Origin of the sequence: Pseudomonas parasichuanensis, assembly GCF_021601385.1 — a bacterium.
Classification (GTDB): Bacteria; Pseudomonadota; Gammaproteobacteria; order Pseudomonadales; family Pseudomonadaceae; genus Aquipseudomonas; species Aquipseudomonas parasichuanensis.
Genome location: NZ_BQHO01000004.1, coordinates 258,297 through 276,169 on the forward strand (window position 1 = coordinate 258,297; position 17,873 = coordinate 276,169).

General features: G+C 65.3%; 19 protein-coding genes. 10 read left to right on the forward strand and 9 right to left on the reverse strand.

The annotated features are described in order from the left end of the window. Nucleotides 1-74: 74 nt before the first annotated feature. The gene (locus L6D77_RS05515; protein ID WP_232882412.1) at nucleotides 75-1,484 is read right to left on the reverse strand and encodes a HAMP domain-containing sensor histidine kinase; all 1,410 of its coding nucleotides are present in this window, start codon (nucleotides 1,482-1,484) and stop codon (nucleotides 75-77) included. A gap of 2 nt (nucleotides 1,485-1,486) precedes the next feature. After that, nucleotides 1,487-2,203 (reverse strand): response regulator transcription factor, encoded by a 717-nt coding sequence (locus L6D77_RS05520; protein ID WP_232882413.1) that lies wholly within the window; start codon nucleotides 2,201-2,203, stop codon nucleotides 1,487-1,489. A 194-nt stretch (nucleotides 2,204-2,397) separates the two neighbouring features. Between L6D77_RS05520 and L6D77_RS05525 the strand changes: the two genes are divergently transcribed. The 4 genes from L6D77_RS05525 (at nucleotide 2,398) to L6D77_RS05540 (ending at nucleotide 7,132) form a co-directional block, all read left to right on the forward strand. Then, a complete protein-coding gene (locus L6D77_RS05525; RefSeq protein ID WP_232882414.1) occupies nucleotides 2,398-5,154 on the forward strand; it encodes a response regulator in 2,757 nt (918 codons plus the stop codon). A gap of 117 nt (nucleotides 5,155-5,271) precedes the next feature. Continuing rightward, complete coding sequence (locus L6D77_RS05530) at nucleotides 5,272-6,261, forward strand: 2-hydroxyacid dehydrogenase (RefSeq protein WP_232882415.1); 990 nt, start codon at nucleotides 5,272-5,274, stop codon at nucleotides 6,259-6,261. Between the two features lie 31 nt (nucleotides 6,262-6,292). Next, nucleotides 6,293-6,727 carry a hypothetical protein gene (locus L6D77_RS05535; protein WP_232882416.1) on the forward strand — a complete coding sequence of 145 codons (435 nt, stop codon included), beginning with the start codon at nucleotides 6,293-6,295 and terminating at the stop codon, nucleotides 6,725-6,727. Next, a complete protein-coding gene (locus tag L6D77_RS05540) occupies nucleotides 6,728-7,132 on the forward strand; it encodes an META domain-containing protein (protein ID WP_110993018.1) in 405 nt (134 codons plus the stop codon). It abuts the gene before it with no gap. 135 nt (nucleotides 7,133-7,267) lie between these two features. Here the strand turns inward: L6D77_RS05540 and L6D77_RS05545 are convergent, their stop codons facing one another. Beyond that, nucleotides 7,268-7,735, reverse strand: coding sequence for a TlpA disulfide reductase family protein (locus tag L6D77_RS05545; RefSeq protein WP_232882417.1), 468 nt, complete (start codon nucleotides 7,733-7,735; stop codon nucleotides 7,268-7,270). A 77-nt stretch (nucleotides 7,736-7,812) separates the two neighbouring features. Here L6D77_RS05545 and arsC point away from each other — a divergent pair, with 77 nt between their 5' ends. From arsC to L6D77_RS05560, 3 genes are read left to right on the forward strand one after another with little or no spacing between them, the layout of a single operon-like run. Continuing rightward, nucleotides 7,813-8,166 (forward strand): arsenate reductase (glutaredoxin), encoded by a 354-nt coding sequence (arsC, locus tag L6D77_RS05550; protein ID WP_232882418.1) that lies wholly within the window; start codon nucleotides 7,813-7,815, stop codon nucleotides 8,164-8,166. Beyond that, entirely contained in the window at nucleotides 8,163-8,768 is a 606-nt protein-coding gene (gene wrbA, locus L6D77_RS05555) for an NAD(P)H:quinone oxidoreductase (protein WP_232882419.1), read from the forward strand. The genes arsC and wrbA overlap by 4 nt, the downstream gene beginning before the upstream one ends. Further along, on the forward strand, nucleotides 8,761-9,168 hold the full coding sequence (locus tag L6D77_RS05560; RefSeq protein ID WP_232882420.1) for a DUF2069 domain-containing protein: 408 nt from the start codon (nucleotides 8,761-8,763) through the stop codon (nucleotides 9,166-9,168). The genes wrbA and L6D77_RS05560 overlap by 8 nt, the downstream gene beginning before the upstream one ends. Nucleotides 9,169-9,276: 108 nt before the next feature. Here the strand turns inward: L6D77_RS05560 and L6D77_RS05565 are convergent, their stop codons facing one another. Beyond that, entirely contained in the window at nucleotides 9,277-9,948 is a 672-nt protein-coding gene (locus L6D77_RS05565; protein ID WP_232882421.1) for a DNA-3-methyladenine glycosylase I, read from the reverse strand. Nucleotides 9,949-9,952: 4 nt separating this feature from the next. After that, on the reverse strand, nucleotides 9,953-10,777 hold the full coding sequence (ttcA, locus tag L6D77_RS05570) for a tRNA 2-thiocytidine(32) synthetase TtcA (RefSeq protein WP_232882422.1): 825 nt from the start codon (nucleotides 10,775-10,777) through the stop codon (nucleotides 9,953-9,955). A 264-nt stretch (nucleotides 10,778-11,041) separates the two neighbouring features. Here ttcA and L6D77_RS05575 point away from each other — a divergent pair, with 264 nt between their 5' ends. Together L6D77_RS05575 and L6D77_RS05580 are read left to right on the forward strand one after the other, a co-directional pair. Continuing rightward, complete coding sequence (locus tag L6D77_RS05575) at nucleotides 11,042-11,641, forward strand: Yip1 family protein (RefSeq protein WP_110993012.1); 600 nt, start codon at nucleotides 11,042-11,044, stop codon at nucleotides 11,639-11,641. Between the two features lie 139 nt (nucleotides 11,642-11,780). Further along, nucleotides 11,781-12,275, forward strand: coding sequence for a SprT family zinc-dependent metalloprotease (locus L6D77_RS05580; RefSeq protein ID WP_232882423.1), 495 nt, complete (start codon nucleotides 11,781-11,783; stop codon nucleotides 12,273-12,275). A gap of 172 nt (nucleotides 12,276-12,447) precedes the next feature. Here L6D77_RS05580 and L6D77_RS05585 read toward each other — a convergent pair whose 3' ends face one another. The 4 genes from L6D77_RS05585 to L6D77_RS05600 form a co-directional block, all read right to left on the reverse strand. Further along, entirely contained in the window at nucleotides 12,448-13,770 is a 1,323-nt protein-coding gene (locus L6D77_RS05585) for a dicarboxylate/amino acid:cation symporter (RefSeq protein ID WP_125462965.1), read from the reverse strand. A 316-nt stretch (nucleotides 13,771-14,086) separates the two neighbouring features. Next, nucleotides 14,087-15,433, reverse strand: a complete 1,347-nt coding sequence (locus L6D77_RS05590) for an ATP-binding protein (RefSeq protein WP_232882424.1) — start codon at nucleotides 15,431-15,433, stop codon at nucleotides 14,087-14,089. After that, nucleotides 15,430-16,107 carry a response regulator gene (locus tag L6D77_RS05595; RefSeq protein ID WP_232882425.1) on the reverse strand — a complete coding sequence of 226 codons (678 nt, stop codon included), beginning with the start codon at nucleotides 16,105-16,107 and terminating at the stop codon, nucleotides 15,430-15,432. Before L6D77_RS05595 ends, L6D77_RS05590 begins: the two co-directional genes overlap by 4 nt. Nucleotides 16,108-16,232: 125 nt before the next feature. After that, a complete protein-coding gene (locus L6D77_RS05600) occupies nucleotides 16,233-16,838 on the reverse strand; it encodes an outer membrane protein (RefSeq protein WP_232882426.1) in 606 nt (201 codons plus the stop codon). A gap of 131 nt (nucleotides 16,839-16,969) precedes the next feature. On the opposite strand from L6D77_RS05600, the gene L6D77_RS05605 reads away from it, so the two are divergent. Then, nucleotides 16,970-17,761 carry a dienelactone hydrolase family protein gene (locus L6D77_RS05605; protein WP_232882427.1) on the forward strand — a complete coding sequence of 264 codons (792 nt, stop codon included), beginning with the start codon at nucleotides 16,970-16,972 and terminating at the stop codon, nucleotides 17,759-17,761. The last annotated feature ends 112 nt before the right edge of the window (nucleotides 17,762-17,873 follow it).

A 17,873-nucleotide genomic window follows, 5' to 3' on the forward strand; every position in this document is an offset into this window, starting at 1 on the left:
CGGCAGGGGCGCCTATCATACCGGCAAACCCTGCGTGGCCATATCACGCAATTGTCGGACGCTATAGCTGGAAGCTATAAGCCGACTGGCAATGGGGGGGCGTCGCGCGTTGTGGGAGCTGGCCTGCCCCGCGATGGATCGCACTCACCTGCCGGCAGGCGCATGCACACGCGCAACCCATGTTCGCCATTGATAGCCCAGACACTGCCCCCCTGGCGCCGGATGGCACTGCGGGCAATGCTCAGCCCCAGCCCGAAACCACCATCCCCCGGCCGCGAACCGTCGAGCCGCGAGAACGGCGCGAAGATCCGCTCCAGGTCCTCCTCGGCCACGCCGCCGCCCTCGTCTTCGAGGGCGATGCGCCAGTAACCGCCCTCGCGCTGCCCACTCAGGCGCACACAGCCGTCGGTCGGCGAATGACGAATGGCATTGCGCAGGATGTTCTCCAGCGCCTGGGCCAGGTGATTGAGATTGCCCTGCACCCAGCAGTCGAGCGGCAAGGCACAGACCAGGCGCTGTGGTGCCCAGCCACTTTCATAGCAGGCGTTTTCGCTGAGCATGTCCCACAGCACCGGCAACTGGATCGGCTCCAGGTTCATCGGTGCGCGCTCGGCATCCTGCCAGGCCAGTTGCAGGGTGTCCTCGACCAGTTGCTGCATGCCGTCCACTTCGCGGTGCACGCGTTCGCGCAGGCGCTGCAGGTCGGTTTCGCCATCGCAGGCCACGCGCAAACGGCTGAGCGGGGTGCGCATTTCGTGGGAGAGGTCGCGCAACAGCTGCTGCTGCAGCGCCACGGTGCCCTGCAGGCGCTCGGCCATCTGGTCGAAGGCCCGGGCCAGTTCGCCAAGCTCGTCACGGCGCTGGATGGTGCGCGAGTCGAGCCGCGTCGTGAGCTGGTCGGCACGCCAGGCGCTGGCCTGCTCGCGCAGCTGGTTGAGCGGCACGATCAGCATGCGGTACAGGCCGACGCACAGCAGCAGGGTGAACAGCCCTGGGATGACACCGTTGGTGATGACCCGCCAGAACAGGCGGTACTGCCCAGGGTTGAAACGCTCGGGCAGCTCGATCACCAGGGCGCCTTGCTCCGGCTGGCCGGGAAACGGCAGGCGCAGCCAGGGTTGGCCGATAGTGCGCCGGCTCATCGGCCAGTCAACGCCGCGCAAGCGGGTCAGGTGCTGAATCTGCTCTGCGTTCAAGGGGGCCGTGCCCAAGGGGCGAAGCCCCCCGTCGAGCACCCCGACCCAGCCGCGCTCGCGCTGGTGCATGCCTGCCAGCCAGCGGTCGACGCCGTCCTGCCCGCCTTCGCGCCAGGCCTGCTCGGCTTCGGCAGCATAGCCGCGCAATACCTGGCGGGCCGGCTCGGAGAGGAAGGCGTTCTGGGTTTCCATGTGCCGGCCCCAGGTGTAGCTCAGGCCGATCATCAGCAGGCAGAAGCCCACGAGCAGTACGGCCAGCTTCCAGAACAGCGAATGGCGATCGAGCACGGTCAGTCCGCCTCGCCCGCACCGAACAGATAGCCCTTGCCCCACACCGTGCGGACCTGCCGCTCGTGGTAGCCGATGGCCTTGAGCTTGCGGCGGATCTGGCTGACGTGCATGTCCAGGCTGCGGTCGTGGCGGGCGTAGCCGCGCTGCAGCACTTGCTGGTAAAGGAAGGGTTTGCTCAGCACTTCGTCCTGGCTACGGTTCAGGATGTCGAGCAGGCGGAACTCGCTGGGAGTCAGGCCGGCCCAGGCACCTTCAAGGCTCACATCGCACAGTGGCTCGTCGAAGTGCAACTGGCCGACGCCCGCCTCATGGGGCACCTTGGCGCGACGCTCGAAGGCCACCCGGCGCAGGATCGCCTCGATACGCACCCGCAGTTCGGCGAAGCTGAACGGTTTGGGCAGGTAGTCGTCGGCGCCGCGCTCGAAGCCGCTGATCCGGTCCGCCTCGGCCCCCAGCGCCGACATCAGGATGACCGGCGTGGCGCTGTGCCGACGCAGGCGCGCCAGGGCGTCCAGGCCGTTGAGCCCCGGCAGCAGGATATCCATCAACACCAGGTCGAACACCTGGCGCCCGGCGGCCTCCAGCCCTTCCAGGCCGTTGCGGCACCAGGTGACCTGGAAGCCGCCACGCTGCAGTTCTTCATGCAGGTAGGCGCCCAGGACAGGATCATCCTCGATGGCCAGGATACTGGACTCGTGAATAGCTACGGGATTCATTGGCAACTGCCATCAATTCTCAGTTGCGCAATTATTGAGCATACCGTCTTGCCAAGGCAACCGCTGTACGACCGACGCGCACCCTGCAGGCCAGGGCAGACAAAAACCAATACAAATGAGTGCATTGCCACCAAGCCCGGAGTAACGTTCCCGCTGGAGCGCGTCCGCGCGTTGGCACATGACAGGAGACAGGTGTGCTCGATCGTTTGGGAATCCGCAGCCGCGTGCTGCTGCTGGCGTTGCTGCCGGCCAGCCTGATGGCCCTGGTGCTGGGCAGCTACTTCACCTGGCTGCAACAGAACGAGCTGCGCACGCAACTGCTGCAACGCGGCAAGATGATCGCCGAGCAACTGGCCCCGCTGGCCGCCCCTGCCCTGGCCCGCCTGGCCCCGGAACAGCTGGAGCGCATCGCCGCCCAGGCGCTGGAGCAGTCTGACGTGCGCGCCGTGGCGTTTCTTGCCGCCGACCGCACACGCCTGGCCCACGCCGGCCCGAGCATGCTCAACCAGCCGCCCAGCGGCGGCACCGGCACACAATTGTTGCAACGCACCGGCAATGACGCCACCCGCTACCTGATGCCGGTGTTCGGCCATCACCGCGACCTCGCCACCGACGCGGTGCCCGCCGAGGCCGAGCGGCTGCTCGGCTGGGTGGAAATCGAGCTGTCCCACGATGGCACCCTGCTGCGCGGCTATCGCAACCTGTTCACCAGCCTGCTGCTGATCTTCGCCTGCCTGAGCCTGACCGCCCTGCTCGCCGTACGCATGGGCCGCACCATCAATGGCCCGATCAACCGCATCAAGCATGCGGTCAACCAGCTCAAGGACGGCCACCTCGACGCACGCCTGCCGGCCATGGGCAGCCATGAGCTGGACGAGTTGGCTGCCGGTATCAACCGCATGGCCGAAACCCTGCATAGCGCCCACGAAGAGCTGCAGCACAGCATCGACCAGGCCACCGAGGACGTGCGCCAGAACCTGGAGACCATCGAGATCCAGAACATCGAGCTGGACATGGCGCGCAAGGAGGCCCTGGAAGCCAGCCGCATCAAGTCCGAGTTCCTCGCCAACATGAGCCATGAAATCCGCACCCCGCTCAATGGCATCCTGGGCTTCACGCACCTCTTGCAGAAAAGCGAGCTGACCCCGCGCCAGCTCGATTACCTGGGCACCATCGAAAAGTCCGCCGACAACCTGCTGGGGATCATCAACGAGATCCTCGACTTCTCCAAGATCGAGGCCGGCAAGCTGGTGCTCGACAGCATCCCGTTCAACCTGCGCGACCTGATCCAGGACACCCTGACCATCCTCGCCCCGGCCGCCCACGCCAAGCAGCTGGAGCTGCTCAGCCTGGTGTACCGCGACACGCCGTTGTCGCTGGTCGGCGACCCGCTGCGGCTCAAGCAGATCCTGACCAACCTGGTGAGCAACGCGATCAAGTTCACCCGCGAAGGCACGATCGTCGTGCGCGCCATGCTCGAAGACGAGCAGGAAGACAGCGTGCAGTTGCGCATCAGCGTGCAGGACACCGGCATCGGCCTGTCGCCGCAGGACGTGCGTACCCTGTTCCAGGCCTTCAGCCAGGCCGACAACTCGCTGTCGCGCCAGCCCGGCGGCACCGGCCTGGGCTTGGTGATTTCCAAGCGCCTGATCGAGCAGATGGGTGGAGAGATCGGCGTCGACAGCACCCCGGGCGAAGGCTCGCAGTTCTGGATCAGCCTCAACCTGCCCCGGGCCCACGACGATATCGAGGAACACCCCGTGCAGGCGCTGCTTGGCCGCCGGGTGGCCATCGTCGACGGCCATGACCTGGCGCGCCAGGCCCTGGAGCATCAGCTGGAGGACTGCGGGCTGTCGGTCTGCCTGTTCACCACCTACGACCAGCTGCTGCAGGCCGTGCACGCGGCCGCGCAAGCCGGGCAGCCCTTCGATTTCGCCGTGCTCGGCGCCAACCTGGGCAGCCTCTCGCCCGAACAGCTCGGCCACTATCACCAGCAACTCGAACGCCAGGGCTGCCAGTGCGTGGTGCTTTGCCCGACCACCGAGCAGCCGCTGTACCACCCCTACCTGCCCAACGCCCATGGCCAGTTGCTGGCCAAGCCGACCTGCACACGCAAGCTGCGCCGCCTGCTGCTGGAGCTGGTGCAACCGCGCCGCCCCCTCGGCGAACAGCGCCACGTCACAGGCGAGCGCATGCCCAAGGTGCTGTGCGTCGACGACAACCCGGCCAACCTGCTGCTGGTGCAGACCCTGCTTGAAGGCATGGGCGCCGAAGTGCTGGCGGTGGACAGCGGCTTTGCGGCGGCCCAGGCCGTGCAGGACGAACCCTTCGACCTGGTGTTGATGGATGTACAGATGCCGGGCATGGACGGGCGCGCCTGCACCGAACAGATCCGCCGTTGGGAAAGCAGCCACAGCGGCCCGGCGCTGCCGATCGTCGCCCTGACCGCGCACGCCATGGCCAATGAAAAGCGCGCCTTGCTGCACAGTGGCATGGACGACTACCTGACCAAGCCGATCAGTGAACGCCAGCTGGCCCAGGTGGTGATGAAATGGACCGGCCTGAGCCTGGGTGCCCCGCAACCCGAGCGCAGCCCCGAGCGCCTGCCCGATAGCAGCGAACTGAAAGTGCTCGACCCAGAGGAAGGGTTGCGCCTGGCTGCCGGCAAACCGGACCTGGCGGCGGACATGCTGGCCATGCTGCTGGCCTCGCTTGCATCTGAACGGGAGGCCATCCTTGCAGCCCGTGAAGCGGACGATCACACCGCCCTGATCGAGCGCGTGCATCGGCTCAACGGCGCCTCGCGCTATTGCGGCGTGCCACAGCTGCGTGCGGCCTGCCAACGCAGCGAAACCTTGCTCAAGCAGGACAACCCACAGGCCCAGCAGGCGCTGGATGAGCTGGACCGGGCGATTGTCCGCCTCGCGGAACAGGCGCAATGCGGTGTGTGATCGCGTCCCCCTTGGAGCGGGCTTGCCACACGATGAGGCCGCCACAGCCCATCCAGATCAATAGACGCCCTGCCCGCCTGGCTAAACTGGCGGCGTAGCCATTAAAGGAATACCACCATGCGCGCCCTGTTGTTCAGCAGCCAGCACTACGATCAGGAAAGCTTCAACCGTGCTGCCGCTGGCACGGCTCTGGAGTTGCACTACCAGCCGGCGCGCCTGACCCTCGACACGGCGGCCCTGGCCTGCGGTTACGAGGTGGTCTGCGCGTTCATCAACGACGAGCTCGACGCTCCGGTACTGGAGCGCCTGGCAGCTGGCGGCACGCGCCTGATCGCCCTGCGCTCGGCCGGCTACAACCACGTCGACCTGGCGGCGGCGCAGCGCCTGGGGCTGGCGGTGGTGCGGGTGCCCGCCTACTCGCCGCACGCCGTCGCCGAACATGCCGTGGCCCTGATCCTGGCCCTCAACCGGCGCCTGCATCGCGCCTACAACCGCACCCGTGAAGGTGACTTCACCCTGCATGGCCTGACCGGCTTCGACCTGCACGGCAAGACCGTCGGCGTGGTCGGCACCGGGCAGATCGGCGTGGCCTTCGCCCGTATCATGGCCGGTTTCGGCTGCCAGCTGCTGGCCTACGACCCTTACCCCAACCCCGAGCTGCTGGCCCTGGGGGCGCGCTACCTGGCGCTGCCCGAGCTGCTGCGCGAAGCCCGCATCATCAGCCTGCACTGCCCACTGACCGAGCACACCCGGCACCTGATCAACGCCCAAAACCTGGCCCAGTTGCAACCCGGCGCCATGCTGATCAACACCGGCCGCGGCGCCCTGGTCGATACCCCAGCGCTGATCGAGGCGCTCAAAAGCGGCCAGCTCGGCTACCTGGGGCTGGATGTGTATGAAGAAGAGGCGCAGCTGTTCTTCGAGGACCGCTCCGACCAGCCCCTGCAGGACGATGTGCTGGCGCGCCTGCTGACCTTCCCCAACGTGATCGTCACCGCGCACCAGGCGTTCCTGACCCGCGAGGCGCTGGATGCCATCGCCGCGACCACCCTGGACAACATCACCCGCTGGGCGGCAGGCAATCCGCAGAACATCGTCGAAGGTTGATGCTAGGATACGCGGCAATTCTGGAGGACCCATGGTCGAACACGATTTCCGCTACACCCTTTTCAACCCGCAACACACCCTGATCGAATGCCGCGCACTGGTGCCGGGCCGTTACCAGGTCACCGGCAACGGCGGCTCGATCCAGAAAAACGACGTGCTGCTGGTCAGCCTCAAGGGCAGCAAGACCCTGTCCATGCGCCTGACCGTGGACAGCGTGCGTCACCTGATCAACCCGAGCGGCCAGTGGGTCGCCGTGGCCCAGGGCCCGGTGTTCAACGAGCTGGAAATCCTCGAATGGCAGGTCAAGTGCGACAGCTGCGACGCCGTGCTGGATTTCGAGTTCGCCGCTGAAGCCAAGCTGGGCAAGAAAGGCCATGCACCGGCCGCCAGCGCCCGCGTGGCGGAGCTGGGCTGGGCCAGCCAGGGCGACAAGCACCTGTGCCCACAGTGCCGGGAGCGTGGTTGAGTGAAACAGCTGTTGAGCGCCGCGCTGATCGCCGGCGGCCTGATGGGTTGTGCAGCGCAGCCTTCGCCCCTGCAGCAGGAGCAGAGCTATGTGCTGGAATGGATCGGTGAGCGACCGCTGATCGACTACAGCCACCTCACGCTCACCCTGGCCAACGATGGCCGCGCCTATGGCAATGCCGGCTGCAACCACTGGTTCGCGCCGTACACGCTGAATGGCGAGCAGCTGAGCTTCGGCAAGGTCGGCAAGACCCGCAAGCTGTGTGCGCCGGCGCTGATGGACCAGGAAAAACGCTTCCTGCAGGCGCTGGAGACGGTGCAGCGCTGGGATGTGTCGCCGATCGAGCAGATCCGCTTCTGGCCGGCTGAAGGCAAGCCGTTGCGCTTCTGGCCTGAGGAAGGCTGAGCATCCAAGGGGGCGCTTTGCGCCCCATTCGCGGCACAAGGCCGCTCCTACAGGGGCACGCGATACCCTGCAGGAGCGGCCTTGCCGGGGCGCCGGACCGGCCGGAAAGGGCCGCATAGCGGCCCCGACAATGCCTCAGGCGCCGCCCTTGAGCGCCTTGATCTTCGCCTGCAGCCCTTCGAGCGTCTGCTCACCCATCAACTGCTCACGCACCTTGCCCTTGTCGTCGATGATGTAGGTCACCGGCAGCGCTTCGCTGCGCGGCAGTTCGTAGCGCTCGGCCGGGTCCTGGGCGAGCACGGTGAAGGCGATGCCCAGCGTGTCGGCGGCGGCCTTGAGGTCGGCGCCCTGCAAGCCGTCGAAGTTCACCCCGAGCACCTTGATGCCCTGGGCCTCCCACTGCTTGGCCGCGGCATTGAGTTCGGGAATTTCCGTACGGCACGGGCCGCACCATTCGGCCCAGTAGTTGAGCACCAGCCAGTGCCCGTCGACCTGTTCGCTCTTCACCGTGTTGCCGTGCTGGTCCACACCGTAGTCTGCACCGCAGCCGCCGAGCAACAGGCTCGCGGTGATGGCCAGTGCAGCTGCCAAACGCCTTGCCATGGGTCAATCCTTCTCGAAGTTTTCAAGCATTGAAGTCGGTTAGAATAGCTGCCACACCCTGCTGGATGCGACCCGTCATGACCGATCTGACCCTGTATCATAACCCGCGTTGCTCGAAATCCCGCGGCGCCCTTGAGCTGCTCGAGGCACGCGGCTTGTCGCCCACCATCGTGCGCTACCTGGAAACCCCGCCAGACGCGGCCACCCTCAAGCACCTGCTTGGCCAGCTGGGCATTGGCGCGCGCCAGCTACTGCGCAGCGGTGAAGACGAATACAAGGCCCTCGACCTGGCCAACCCGGCCCTGACCGATGCCCAACTGATCGAAGCCATGGTCCAGCACCCCAAGCTGATCGAACGCCCGATCCTGGTCGCCGGCGGCAAGGCCGTGATCGGTCGCCCACCGGAGAAAGTCCTGGAGATCCTGCCGTGAGCGCCCCGTACATCCTGGTGCTGTATTACAGCCGCCACGGCTCGACCAGCGAGATGGCCCGGCATATCGCCCGCGGCATCGAGATGGCCGGCCTGGAAGCCCGCCTGCGCACCGTGCCGGCGATCTCCACCGAGTGCGAGGCCGTGGCCCCGGACATCCCGGCCAGTGGCGCGCTGTACGCCACCCTCGACGACCTGCGCCATTGCGCCGGCCTGGCCATGGGCAGCCCGACCCGCTTCGGCAACATGGCCGCCCCGCTCAAGTACTTCCTCGACGGCACCAGCAGCCTGTGGCTCGGTGGCGAGCTGGTGGGCAAACCTGCGGCGGTGTTCACCTCCACCGCCAGCCTGCACGGCGGCCAGGAAACCACCCTGCTGTCGATGCTGCTGCCGCTGATGCACCACGGCATGCTGGTGCTGGGCCTGCCCTACAGCGAGTCGGCGCTGCTGGAAACCCGCGGCGGCGGCACCCCGTATGGCGCCAGCCACCATGCCGGCGCCGACGGCAAGCGCGAACTCGATCAACACGAAATCACCCTGTGTCGCGCACTCGGCCAACGCCTGGCGAATACCGCCAAGGCCCTGGGTGGCGAACGTGGCTAAAAAACCCAAGGTACTGCCGCCACTGGACTGGCTGGCGCCACGGGTGCGGCTGACCCGGGCCTTGAGCCTGGCCTGTTTCTTCGGCCTGATCGCCTTGCTGGTGGTGAACAACCTGTGGTTCGCCGATCTGCACGGGGCGCGGGTCGGGGTGATCCTGGCCATCGAACTGGTCCCCCTGCTGCTGCTGTTGCCCGGCATGCTCATGGGCAGCGCCCGGGCGCATGCCTGGACCTGCTTCGTGGTGAACATCTACTTCATCAAGGGCGTGCTGGCGGCGTTCGACCCGTCGCGGGCGCTGTTTGGCTGGGTCGAGGTGCTGGTGAGCCTGGGGTTGTTCGTGGCCGGGCTGCTGTATGTGCGCTGGAAGTTTCAGATCGAGCGGCGTATGGCCGGCGAATGACGTTAAATTCTGCCATTTCGCGGCGCAAGGCCGCTCCTACAGGGGAACGCTTACTTCTGTAGGAGCGGCCTTGTGCCGCGAAAGGGCCGCAACGCGGCCCCGGCAATCTCAATGGTTGACGGTATGCGCCAGCATCACCGACAGCTGGCACAGCGGCCGCCCGCTCTCGGCGTGCCACTGGTTGAACGCCTGCTGCACCAACGCAAGATCCCGCTGGCTGGTCGGCGGTTTGTCGATGATCTTCTGCGCGATCAGCGCGGCCGCCATGTCGTCGGTGGGGATGAAGGTATCCTTGCCGACCATGCGCAGAAAGCGCGGCGCCGACAGCCCGCCCAACTGGTTACCGTGCTTGGCCAGGTACTTCCACAGCCCGACGATGTCGGTCTCTGGCCAGTCGGCAATGAACGCGCCGAAACTGCCCTTCTCCCTGGCCACGTCCAGCACCATCTGCGCATTGCGCGGCACGCTCTTGAGCTTGCCCAGGTGGCGGATGATGCGTTCGTCCTGCATCAGCCGCTCCAGGTGCTCGGCGCCCATCAGCACGACTTTCTCCGGGTCGAAACCAAAGAACACCTGCTCGAACGCCGGCCACTTGGCGTCCACCAGGCTGTGCTTGAGCCCGGCGCGGAACACGCGCAGGGCCAGGGTCGACAGGTAGCGGTCGTCACTGATGCCGCGCAACTGCGCCGGCGTGCGCGGCTGCGGCAGGAAGGCCTCCAGGGCCTGGGCCGAGCCGAAGCGGTTCAGGCAGTACTCGTACAGCCACGGGTAGTCGCGCATGGGCTCAGAGGTTCACCACGTCGAGGAAACGCGGGGTGGCGTTTTCGTCGATGGTAAGGCTGGTGAAGTCGAACAGGTTGCGGTCGGCCAGCTGCGACGGCGCCACGTTTTGCATGGCGCGGAAGATGCTCTCGGTACGGCCCGGGTGCTTGCGCTCCCACTCCACCAGCATGTCCTTGACCACCTGGCGCTGCAGGTTTTCCTGCGAACCGCACAGGTTGCACGGGATGATCGGGAATTCCTTCATGTCCGAATAGGCCTGGATGTCTTTCTCGCTGCAGTAGGCCAGCGGGCGGATCACCACGTTGCGCCCGTCGTCGGCGCGCAGCTTCGGCGGCATGCCCTTGAGCGCGCCGTTGAAGAACATGTTGAGGAAGAAGGTCTCGACGATATCGTCGCGGTGGTGCCCCAGGGCCATCTTGGTCGCGCCGATCTCGTCGGCGAAGGTGTACAGCGTGCCACGGCGCAGGCGCGAGCACAGCGAGCAGGTGGTCTTGCCCTCGGGCACCAGCTCCTTGACCACCGAGTAGGTGTCCTTCTCGACGATGTGGTACTCGACACCCAGCGCTTTGAGGTAGGCCGGCAGCACGTGCTCGGGGAAGCCGGGCTGCTTCTGGTCCATGTTCACCGCGACGATGTCGAACTTGATCGGCGCCACCTTCTGCAGGTGCAACAGAACGTCGAGCATGGTGTAGCTGTCCTTGCCGCCGGACAGGCAGACCATGACCTTGTCGCCATCCTCGATCATGTTGTAGTCGGTGATGGCTTCGCCGGCGAGACGACGCAGGCGTTTTTGCAGTTTGTTCTGGTTGACCGAGAGGGTGCCCATAGCGCTTGGATCCGCGAGGTGTGACAAAAGGCGGATATTTTACGCACAAATGGCGCACCGCTGTAGGCCATTCCGTCAAAGACTTCAAGGGAATCAACAGAGGGCCTGACAGCGCAATTTGCTCTAAAAAGCCGGTTTTGTGTGGGGAACGGCTTCCTATACTGCGACATAAGGCCACATGACCGCGGTAATGGGTGTTCCTGGCCTCGGGCCACAGGCGCTCCATCTGGGGGGCGTTTGGCAACGACGATAGGAGTGACCAGTATGATTCATCACGTTGTAGGGCTGTTCACCCACCCTGACCAGGAGTGGCGGGAGATTCGTGGCGAGGACGAAAGCATCAGCCACATGTACCTGACGCACACACTGATCCTGGCGGCGATCCCCGCTGTCTCGGCGTTCATCGGCACCACCCAGGTGGGCTGGGTAATCGGCGAGCGCCCGGCAGTGATGCTGACCATGGAAAGCGCGATCTGGATGAGCATCATGTCGTACCTGGCAATGCTCGCCGGGGTGGCCGTGATGGGCGCTTTCATCCACTGGATGGCGCGCACCTACGACGCCAACCCGAGCATGGCGCAATGCATCGCCTTCGCCACCTACACCGCAACCCCGCTGTTCATCGGGGGCCTGGCGGCGCTTTACCCACACTTGTGGCTGGGCATGCTGATCGGTACAGCGGCGATCTGCTACACGGTCTACTTGCTGTACGTGGGGCTGCCGACATTCATGAACATACCGTCCGACGAAGGCTTCTTGTTCTCGAGTTCGGTGCTGGCGGTGGGCCTGGTGGTCCTGGTGGCGATCATGGCCGCCACGGTGATCATCTGGGGACTGGGCGTGGGGCCCGTCTACACCAACTAGCACATACCAATTAGATCGACCCGACACGGGAGCATCACCCGAGGCCGCCGCAAGGCGGCTTCGTTTCGTCTGCTGACCGGTGGCTCGGCAGGCCCAAAGCGCTTGCGGCATAATGCCCGGTCAGGAGAACCACCCCGCCATGCCCGAGCAGCTCAAGCAACGCGTCGAAACCTGTTACCAGCAAGCCGAAACCTTCTTCAAACGGCCCTTCCCGCGCCCGGAAGTCAGCTTCAAGCTGCGCGGGCAGAAGGCGGGTGTCGCGCATCTGCACGAGAACCTGCTGCGCTTCAACCTGCAGCTGTACCGCGAGAACCAGGAAGACTTCCTGCGCCAGACCGTGGCCCATGAAGTGGCGCACCTGGTCGCCCACCAACTGTTCGGCGACCGTATCCAGGCCCATGGTGAAGAGTGGCAGCTGATCATGCGCGGGGTGTACGAGCTGCCGCCCAATCGTTGCCACAACTACGAAGTGCAACGGCGCGTGGTAATGCGCTACATCTACCGCTGCCCGTGCCCGCAGAGTGATTTCCCGTTTACCGCGCAGCGCCACAAGCTGGTGCGCCAGGGGCGGCGCTACCTGTGCCGGCGGTGCCGGGAGATCCTGGTGTATAGCGGTGAGACTCGCGTCGAGTGATAGACCGTATTCGCGGGTAAACCCGCTCCCACAGGTAAATCGGCAGGCCTGAGTACGGCACACATCCTGTGGGAGCGGGTTCACCCGCGAAAGGGCCGACACCGGCGCTGCAGAAAAACCAGGCACCAAAAAAGGCGACCCGAGGGTCGCCTTCTTCATTTCACTGTCGCGATCAACGCGCCGGGCCTTCAGCCACACCCAGGTCGTCGGTCGGACGGGTTTCGACCAGCGGCGAACCACCGGAAGCCAGCTCCGACTCCAGCTTGTCGGTGTCCAGCTCCTTGACCCACTTGGCCACTACCACGGTAGCCACGGCATTGCCGATCAGGTTGGTCAGGGCACGGGCTTCGGACATGAAGCGGTCGATGCCGAGGATCAGCGCCAGGCCGGCAACCGGCAGGTGGCCGACGGCCGACAGGGTCGCAGCCAGGACGATGAAGCCCGAACCGGTAACGCCGGCAGCACCTTTGGAGGCCACCAGCAGCACCAGCAGCAGGGTGATCTGGTGGGTGATGTCCATGGTGGTGTCGGTGGCCTGGGCAATGAACACCGCGGCCATGGTCAGGTAGATCGAGGTGCCGTCGAGGTTGAACGAGTAACCGGTCGGGATCACCAGGCCAACCACGGATTTCTTCGCACCCAGGCGCTCCATTTTGGCCAGCATGCGTGGCAGGGCCGACTCGGAGGACGAGGTGCCCAGCACGATCATCAGCTCTTCACGGATGTAGCGGATCAACTTGAGCACGCTGAAGCCGTGGGCGCGGCAGATGCCACCCAGCACCACCAGCACGAACAGCACGCAGGTGATGTAGAAGCAGGCCATCAGGTAGCCCAGCTGTACCAGCGAACCCACGCCGTACTGGCCGATGGTGAAGGCCATGGCACCGAAGGCGCCGATCGGGGCCAGCTTCATGATCATGTTGATGATGTTGAACATGACATGGGCGAAGCGGTCGATCAGGTCCAGCAGCGGCTTGCCGTAGCTGCCCAGGCGGTGCAGGGCGAAGCCGAAGATCACCGAGAACATCAGTACTTGCAGGATGTCGCCGTTGGCGAAGGCGCCAACCACGGTGTTGGGGATGATGTTGAGCAGGAAGCCAACGGTGGTCTGCTGTGCGCCGGCGGCGGCGTAGGCGGCCACGCTGCTGGCGTTCAGGGTGCTGACGTCGATGTGCATGCCAGCGCCCGGCTTGACCACGTTGACGACGACCAGGCCGATGATCAGGGCGATGGTGGAGACGATTTCGAAGTACAGCAGCGCGTAGCCGCCGGTCTTGCCTACCGACTTCATGCTTTGCATGCCAGCGATGCCGCTGACCACGGTGCAGAAGATGATCGGGGCGATGACCATCTTGATCAGTTTGACGAACCCGTCACCCAGGGGTTTGAGGGCAACGCCGGTTTCCGGGTAGAAGTGGCCGAGCAGGATACCGATGGTGATGGCGACCAACACCTGGATATACAGCGATTTGTACAGCGGCTGACGTGTCGTCATGGCTCATTTTTCCTCAAGTGTGCCGGCCCATCCTTCCCAGGATGTGGGGCACCTGAATCGCGAACCCTCCTGCACCCGGAGGGATTTGTCGTTGTGTTCGAGCGCCTGGGCAGGCCTCTGCCAGATGAATAGCAAGGGCGATGCCAATGTGCCCGCTTGGGGTGCATGACCAGTGTTTACGGGGTGGGAATGCCCTCGGACGGGGCGAAACTGCAGGTAGGAGATGGCGGATTCCCGCCCGATGGCGGAAAACGTACAAGGCAGGTTGGCGGGAATCCGCCTTGCAGGCACCCGCACCGCTGGCGCCTGCGGGGTGTCATTCCAGGCGGAAGACGATGTGGAAGGCTGCCCCGCCGAGCGCCGAATCATCCAGGCTCAGCTCGGCGTCGTAGCTGTCGATGATGTCCTTGACCACCGCCAGGCCGATGCCCTGCCCAGGGTGCTGGCTGTCCAGCCGCTCGCCGCGCTCGAGGATGCGCTCGCGCTGGTCGGCGGGCACGCCGGGGCCGTCGTCCTCGACGCACAATTCCAGCAGCCCCGGCGTTTCATGCAGGCTGACCCGCACCTGGCCCAGGCACAGGCGGTAGGCGTTCTCCAGCAGGTTGCCGAGCAGCTCCAGCAGGGCGCCCTGCTCCATCGGCACCCGCGCCTGGGGCGGGATGTCCAGGCTGACCTCGACGCGCTTGTCGCGGTAGACCTTGGCCAGCGTGCTGCACAGGCTGTCGAGCAGTGGGCCGAGCTGCACCTGGTGGCGTACCAGGCCGCTTTTGCGCAGGCTGGCGCGCTGCAACTGGTAGTCGATCTGCTGGCTCATGCGCTCGATCTGGCCCTGCAATACCCGCCCCTGCTCGGGTTCCTGCTTGCCCTGGGCCATGCTTTCGCCCACCCCCTGCAGCACCGCCAGCGGGGTCTTGAGGCTGTGCGCCAGGTCGTCGAGCGAGTCACGGTAGCGCTGACGCTGCTCGCGCTCGCTGCGCAGCAGGCGGTTGAGCGAGCCGGTCAGGCGCAGCAGTTCACGGGGATGTTCACGGCTAAGCCCCTCCCGCGCACCGGCCTCGACCTCGTCGAGCTCGACGCTGAGCCTGCGCAACGAACGCAAGCCCCAGGTCAGGCCGGCCCAGAGTAGGACCATCAACGCCAGCAAGGCCGCGCCAAAGCCCAGGTAGAGCTTCTCGCGCAGGCCGTCCAGGGTGTGCTGGTATTCGCTTACCGGCTGCAGGGCAACAATGCTGAACGCGGCGCTCTTGCCGCCCAGCAGCTTGACCTCCACGTCATAGACGAAAAACTCATCGCCATCGCTTTGGTGGATGCGCGCGAACTCGTTGCCGCGCCCGTCGTACCGCGGTTGGTAGTTGATGTTCTGGTTGCGGGTAGCCCGCGACTGCCAGACCAGCTTGCCCTGGCGGTCGAAGATATAGCCGAGCAGGCCGGTGTAGGGCAGGTTGAAGCGTTCGTCCGGCAGCAGCGCCGGCATCTGCAGTTGGCCGCGCTCAATGCGCGCGGCGGAGATCAGGGTGGTTACATCAGAAGCCAGGCGCTGCTCAATGGACTCCTGCAACGCCAGGCTGAAGGCCTTCTGTAACGCCGGCAGCAGCGCCAGCATGAACAGCAACGCCAGCAGCGCCGCCGCCAGCATCAGGCGCACGCGCAGCGAACGGATCATCGGCAGCGCTCGGTGAACAGGTAGCCCAGGCCACGCACCGTGTCGATCGGCTTGAAGCCCTGTTCGCCCTCGAGCTTGCGCCGCAGGCGGCCAACCAGCACTTCGATGACATTAGGGTCGCGCTCTTCGTCCCCCGGGTAGAGCTGCTCCATCAGCCGGTCCTTGGCCACCACCTGCTGGTGATGGCGCATGAGGTATTCGAGGATGCGGTATTCGTAGGCGGTCAGCGCCAGCGGGGCCTCGTCCAGTGTCGCCTGCTTGCGGTTGAGGTCCAGCACCAGGGGGCCGGCGGCGATGGTCGACTGGGTGAAGCCGCTGGAGCGGCGCAGCAGCGCGTTCAGGCGCGCCTCCAGCTCTTCGAACTGGAACGGCTTGACCACATAGTCGTCGGCGCCGGCGGCCAGGCCTTCGACCTTGTCCTGCCAGTTGCCCCGGGCGGTGAGGATAAGGATCGGGAAGCTCTGGCCCAGGCTGCGCAACTGGCGGATCAGGTCCAACCCGCTCATGCCCGGCAGGCCCAGGTCGATGATCGCCAGGTCGTGGTTGTACTGCTCGGCCTGGTACAGGGCCTCTTCGGCATTGGCCACCGCCTGCACCACATGGCCGCCCTCGCCCAGGCGAGTGAACAGATGATGACGCAGCAGCGCCTCGTCCTCGACCACCAGCAATTTCATGCGGATCTCCTTATTCGGTTGCCTTTAGCGGCCTCATCGCTGGCAAGCCAGCTCCCACAGGTTTTGCGCATCACCTGTGGGAGCTGGCTTGCCAGCGATGAGGCCCTTACAGGATAACAGTGACCTCAGAACTTGTAGTTGGCCGCCAGGTAGGTCTGCGCGCTGCTGTTCAGGCGCAGGGTGCCGATCTTGGCGCCGTCGTGGGGCGACAGTTCGGTGCTGGCGTTGCTGCGCAGGTAACGGTAACCCAGTTCCACCGAGGCATTGTCGGTGACCTGTTGCAGCACGCCGCCCTGCAGGCCGACGGCGTAGCCGGTATCGGTATCACGGCTGTAGCCGGAGGACTCCTGGGACAGCTTGGTCACACCCAGCGAAGCACCGCCGAACAGCTTGGTGGTATCGCCCACCGGCAGGAACAGGTCGTAGCTGCCGAGCAGGTTTTCCTGGCGCAGCTTGAGGCCGCTGTGCTCGCCCGAAACGTTGTCGTAGGTCAGGTAGTAGCGGCCCTGGTTGTTCATCTGCCCCACGCGCACGCCCCAGGTACCGTCCTTGGCGATGACGCCATCGGTGTTCAGGTGGTCGGTGTTGCTCTGCAGCAGGCCGGACTTGCGAACCTTGTCGCTGGTCTGGCCGTAAGTCAGGCTGGCGAAGGTGTCGTCGGCCTGGGCGGTGGTGGCGATGCCAGCGGCGCAAACGGCCATGGCGGCAAGCAGGGTGTTGAAGGTTTTCATAGGTTCGTACTCCAGTTGGATGCGCTGTTTCGGTCTGGGGACTAGAGTAGGGAGGACGCCCTGAACCACCGCTGAACCCGGCCTGAACCCCGGCTGAACGAAACACCCACCGCAAAAGAAGGAGCTTTGCCATGCGTTTTCTGCTTGCCCTGGCCCTGCTGTGCAGTACCGTCCTTGCCCAGGCAGCGGTGCAGACCCGCGAGATCCGCTACCAGGATGCCGACGGCCCCCCCCTGATCGGCTACTACGCCTATGACGACGCGGTCGAAGGCAAACGCCCCGGTATCGTCGTGGTGCATGAATGGTGGGGGCTGAACGACTACGCCAAGCGCCGCGCCCGGGATTTCGCGGCGCTGGGCTACAACGCCCTGGCCATCGACATGTACGGCGACGGCAAGCACACCGAGCACCCGCAGGATGCCCAGGCGTTCATGGCGGCAGCGATGAAGGACCCGCAGGCGGCCGCCAAACGCTTCGATGCGGGGCTGGAGTTGTTGAAGCTGCAGCCCAACACCCGGCAGCACCAACTGGCCGCCGTGGGCTACTGCTTTGGTGGCAAGGTGGTGCTCGACGCCGCACGCCGCGGCGAGAAGCTCGATGCCGTGGTGAGCTTCCATGGTGCGCTGGCCACCCAGAGCCCGGCCAAGCCCGGCGTGATCCGGGCGAAGATCCTGGTGGAGCACGGCGAGGCCGACAGCATGGTCACGCCGGAGCAGGTGGCGGCGTTCAAGGCAGAGATGGATGCGGCCAAGGCCGACTACAAGTTCGTCGGGATTCCGGGAGCCAAGCATGGGTTTACCAACCCGGATGCCGATCGGTTGAGCCATGGCGAGCATGGTGGGCCGGACATTGGTTATGACAAGGCGGCGGATGAGAGCTCGTGGAAGGATATGCAGGCGTTCTTGAAGACGGCGTTTGATTGAAGATAGCCGGGGCCGCTTTGCGGCCCCAGCAATTTCAGCTCCACCACCCGCCCAACGGCTGGCACAATACCCGCCATGAACAGACTCCCCGCCTGCTGCGCCCCCCTCCAGC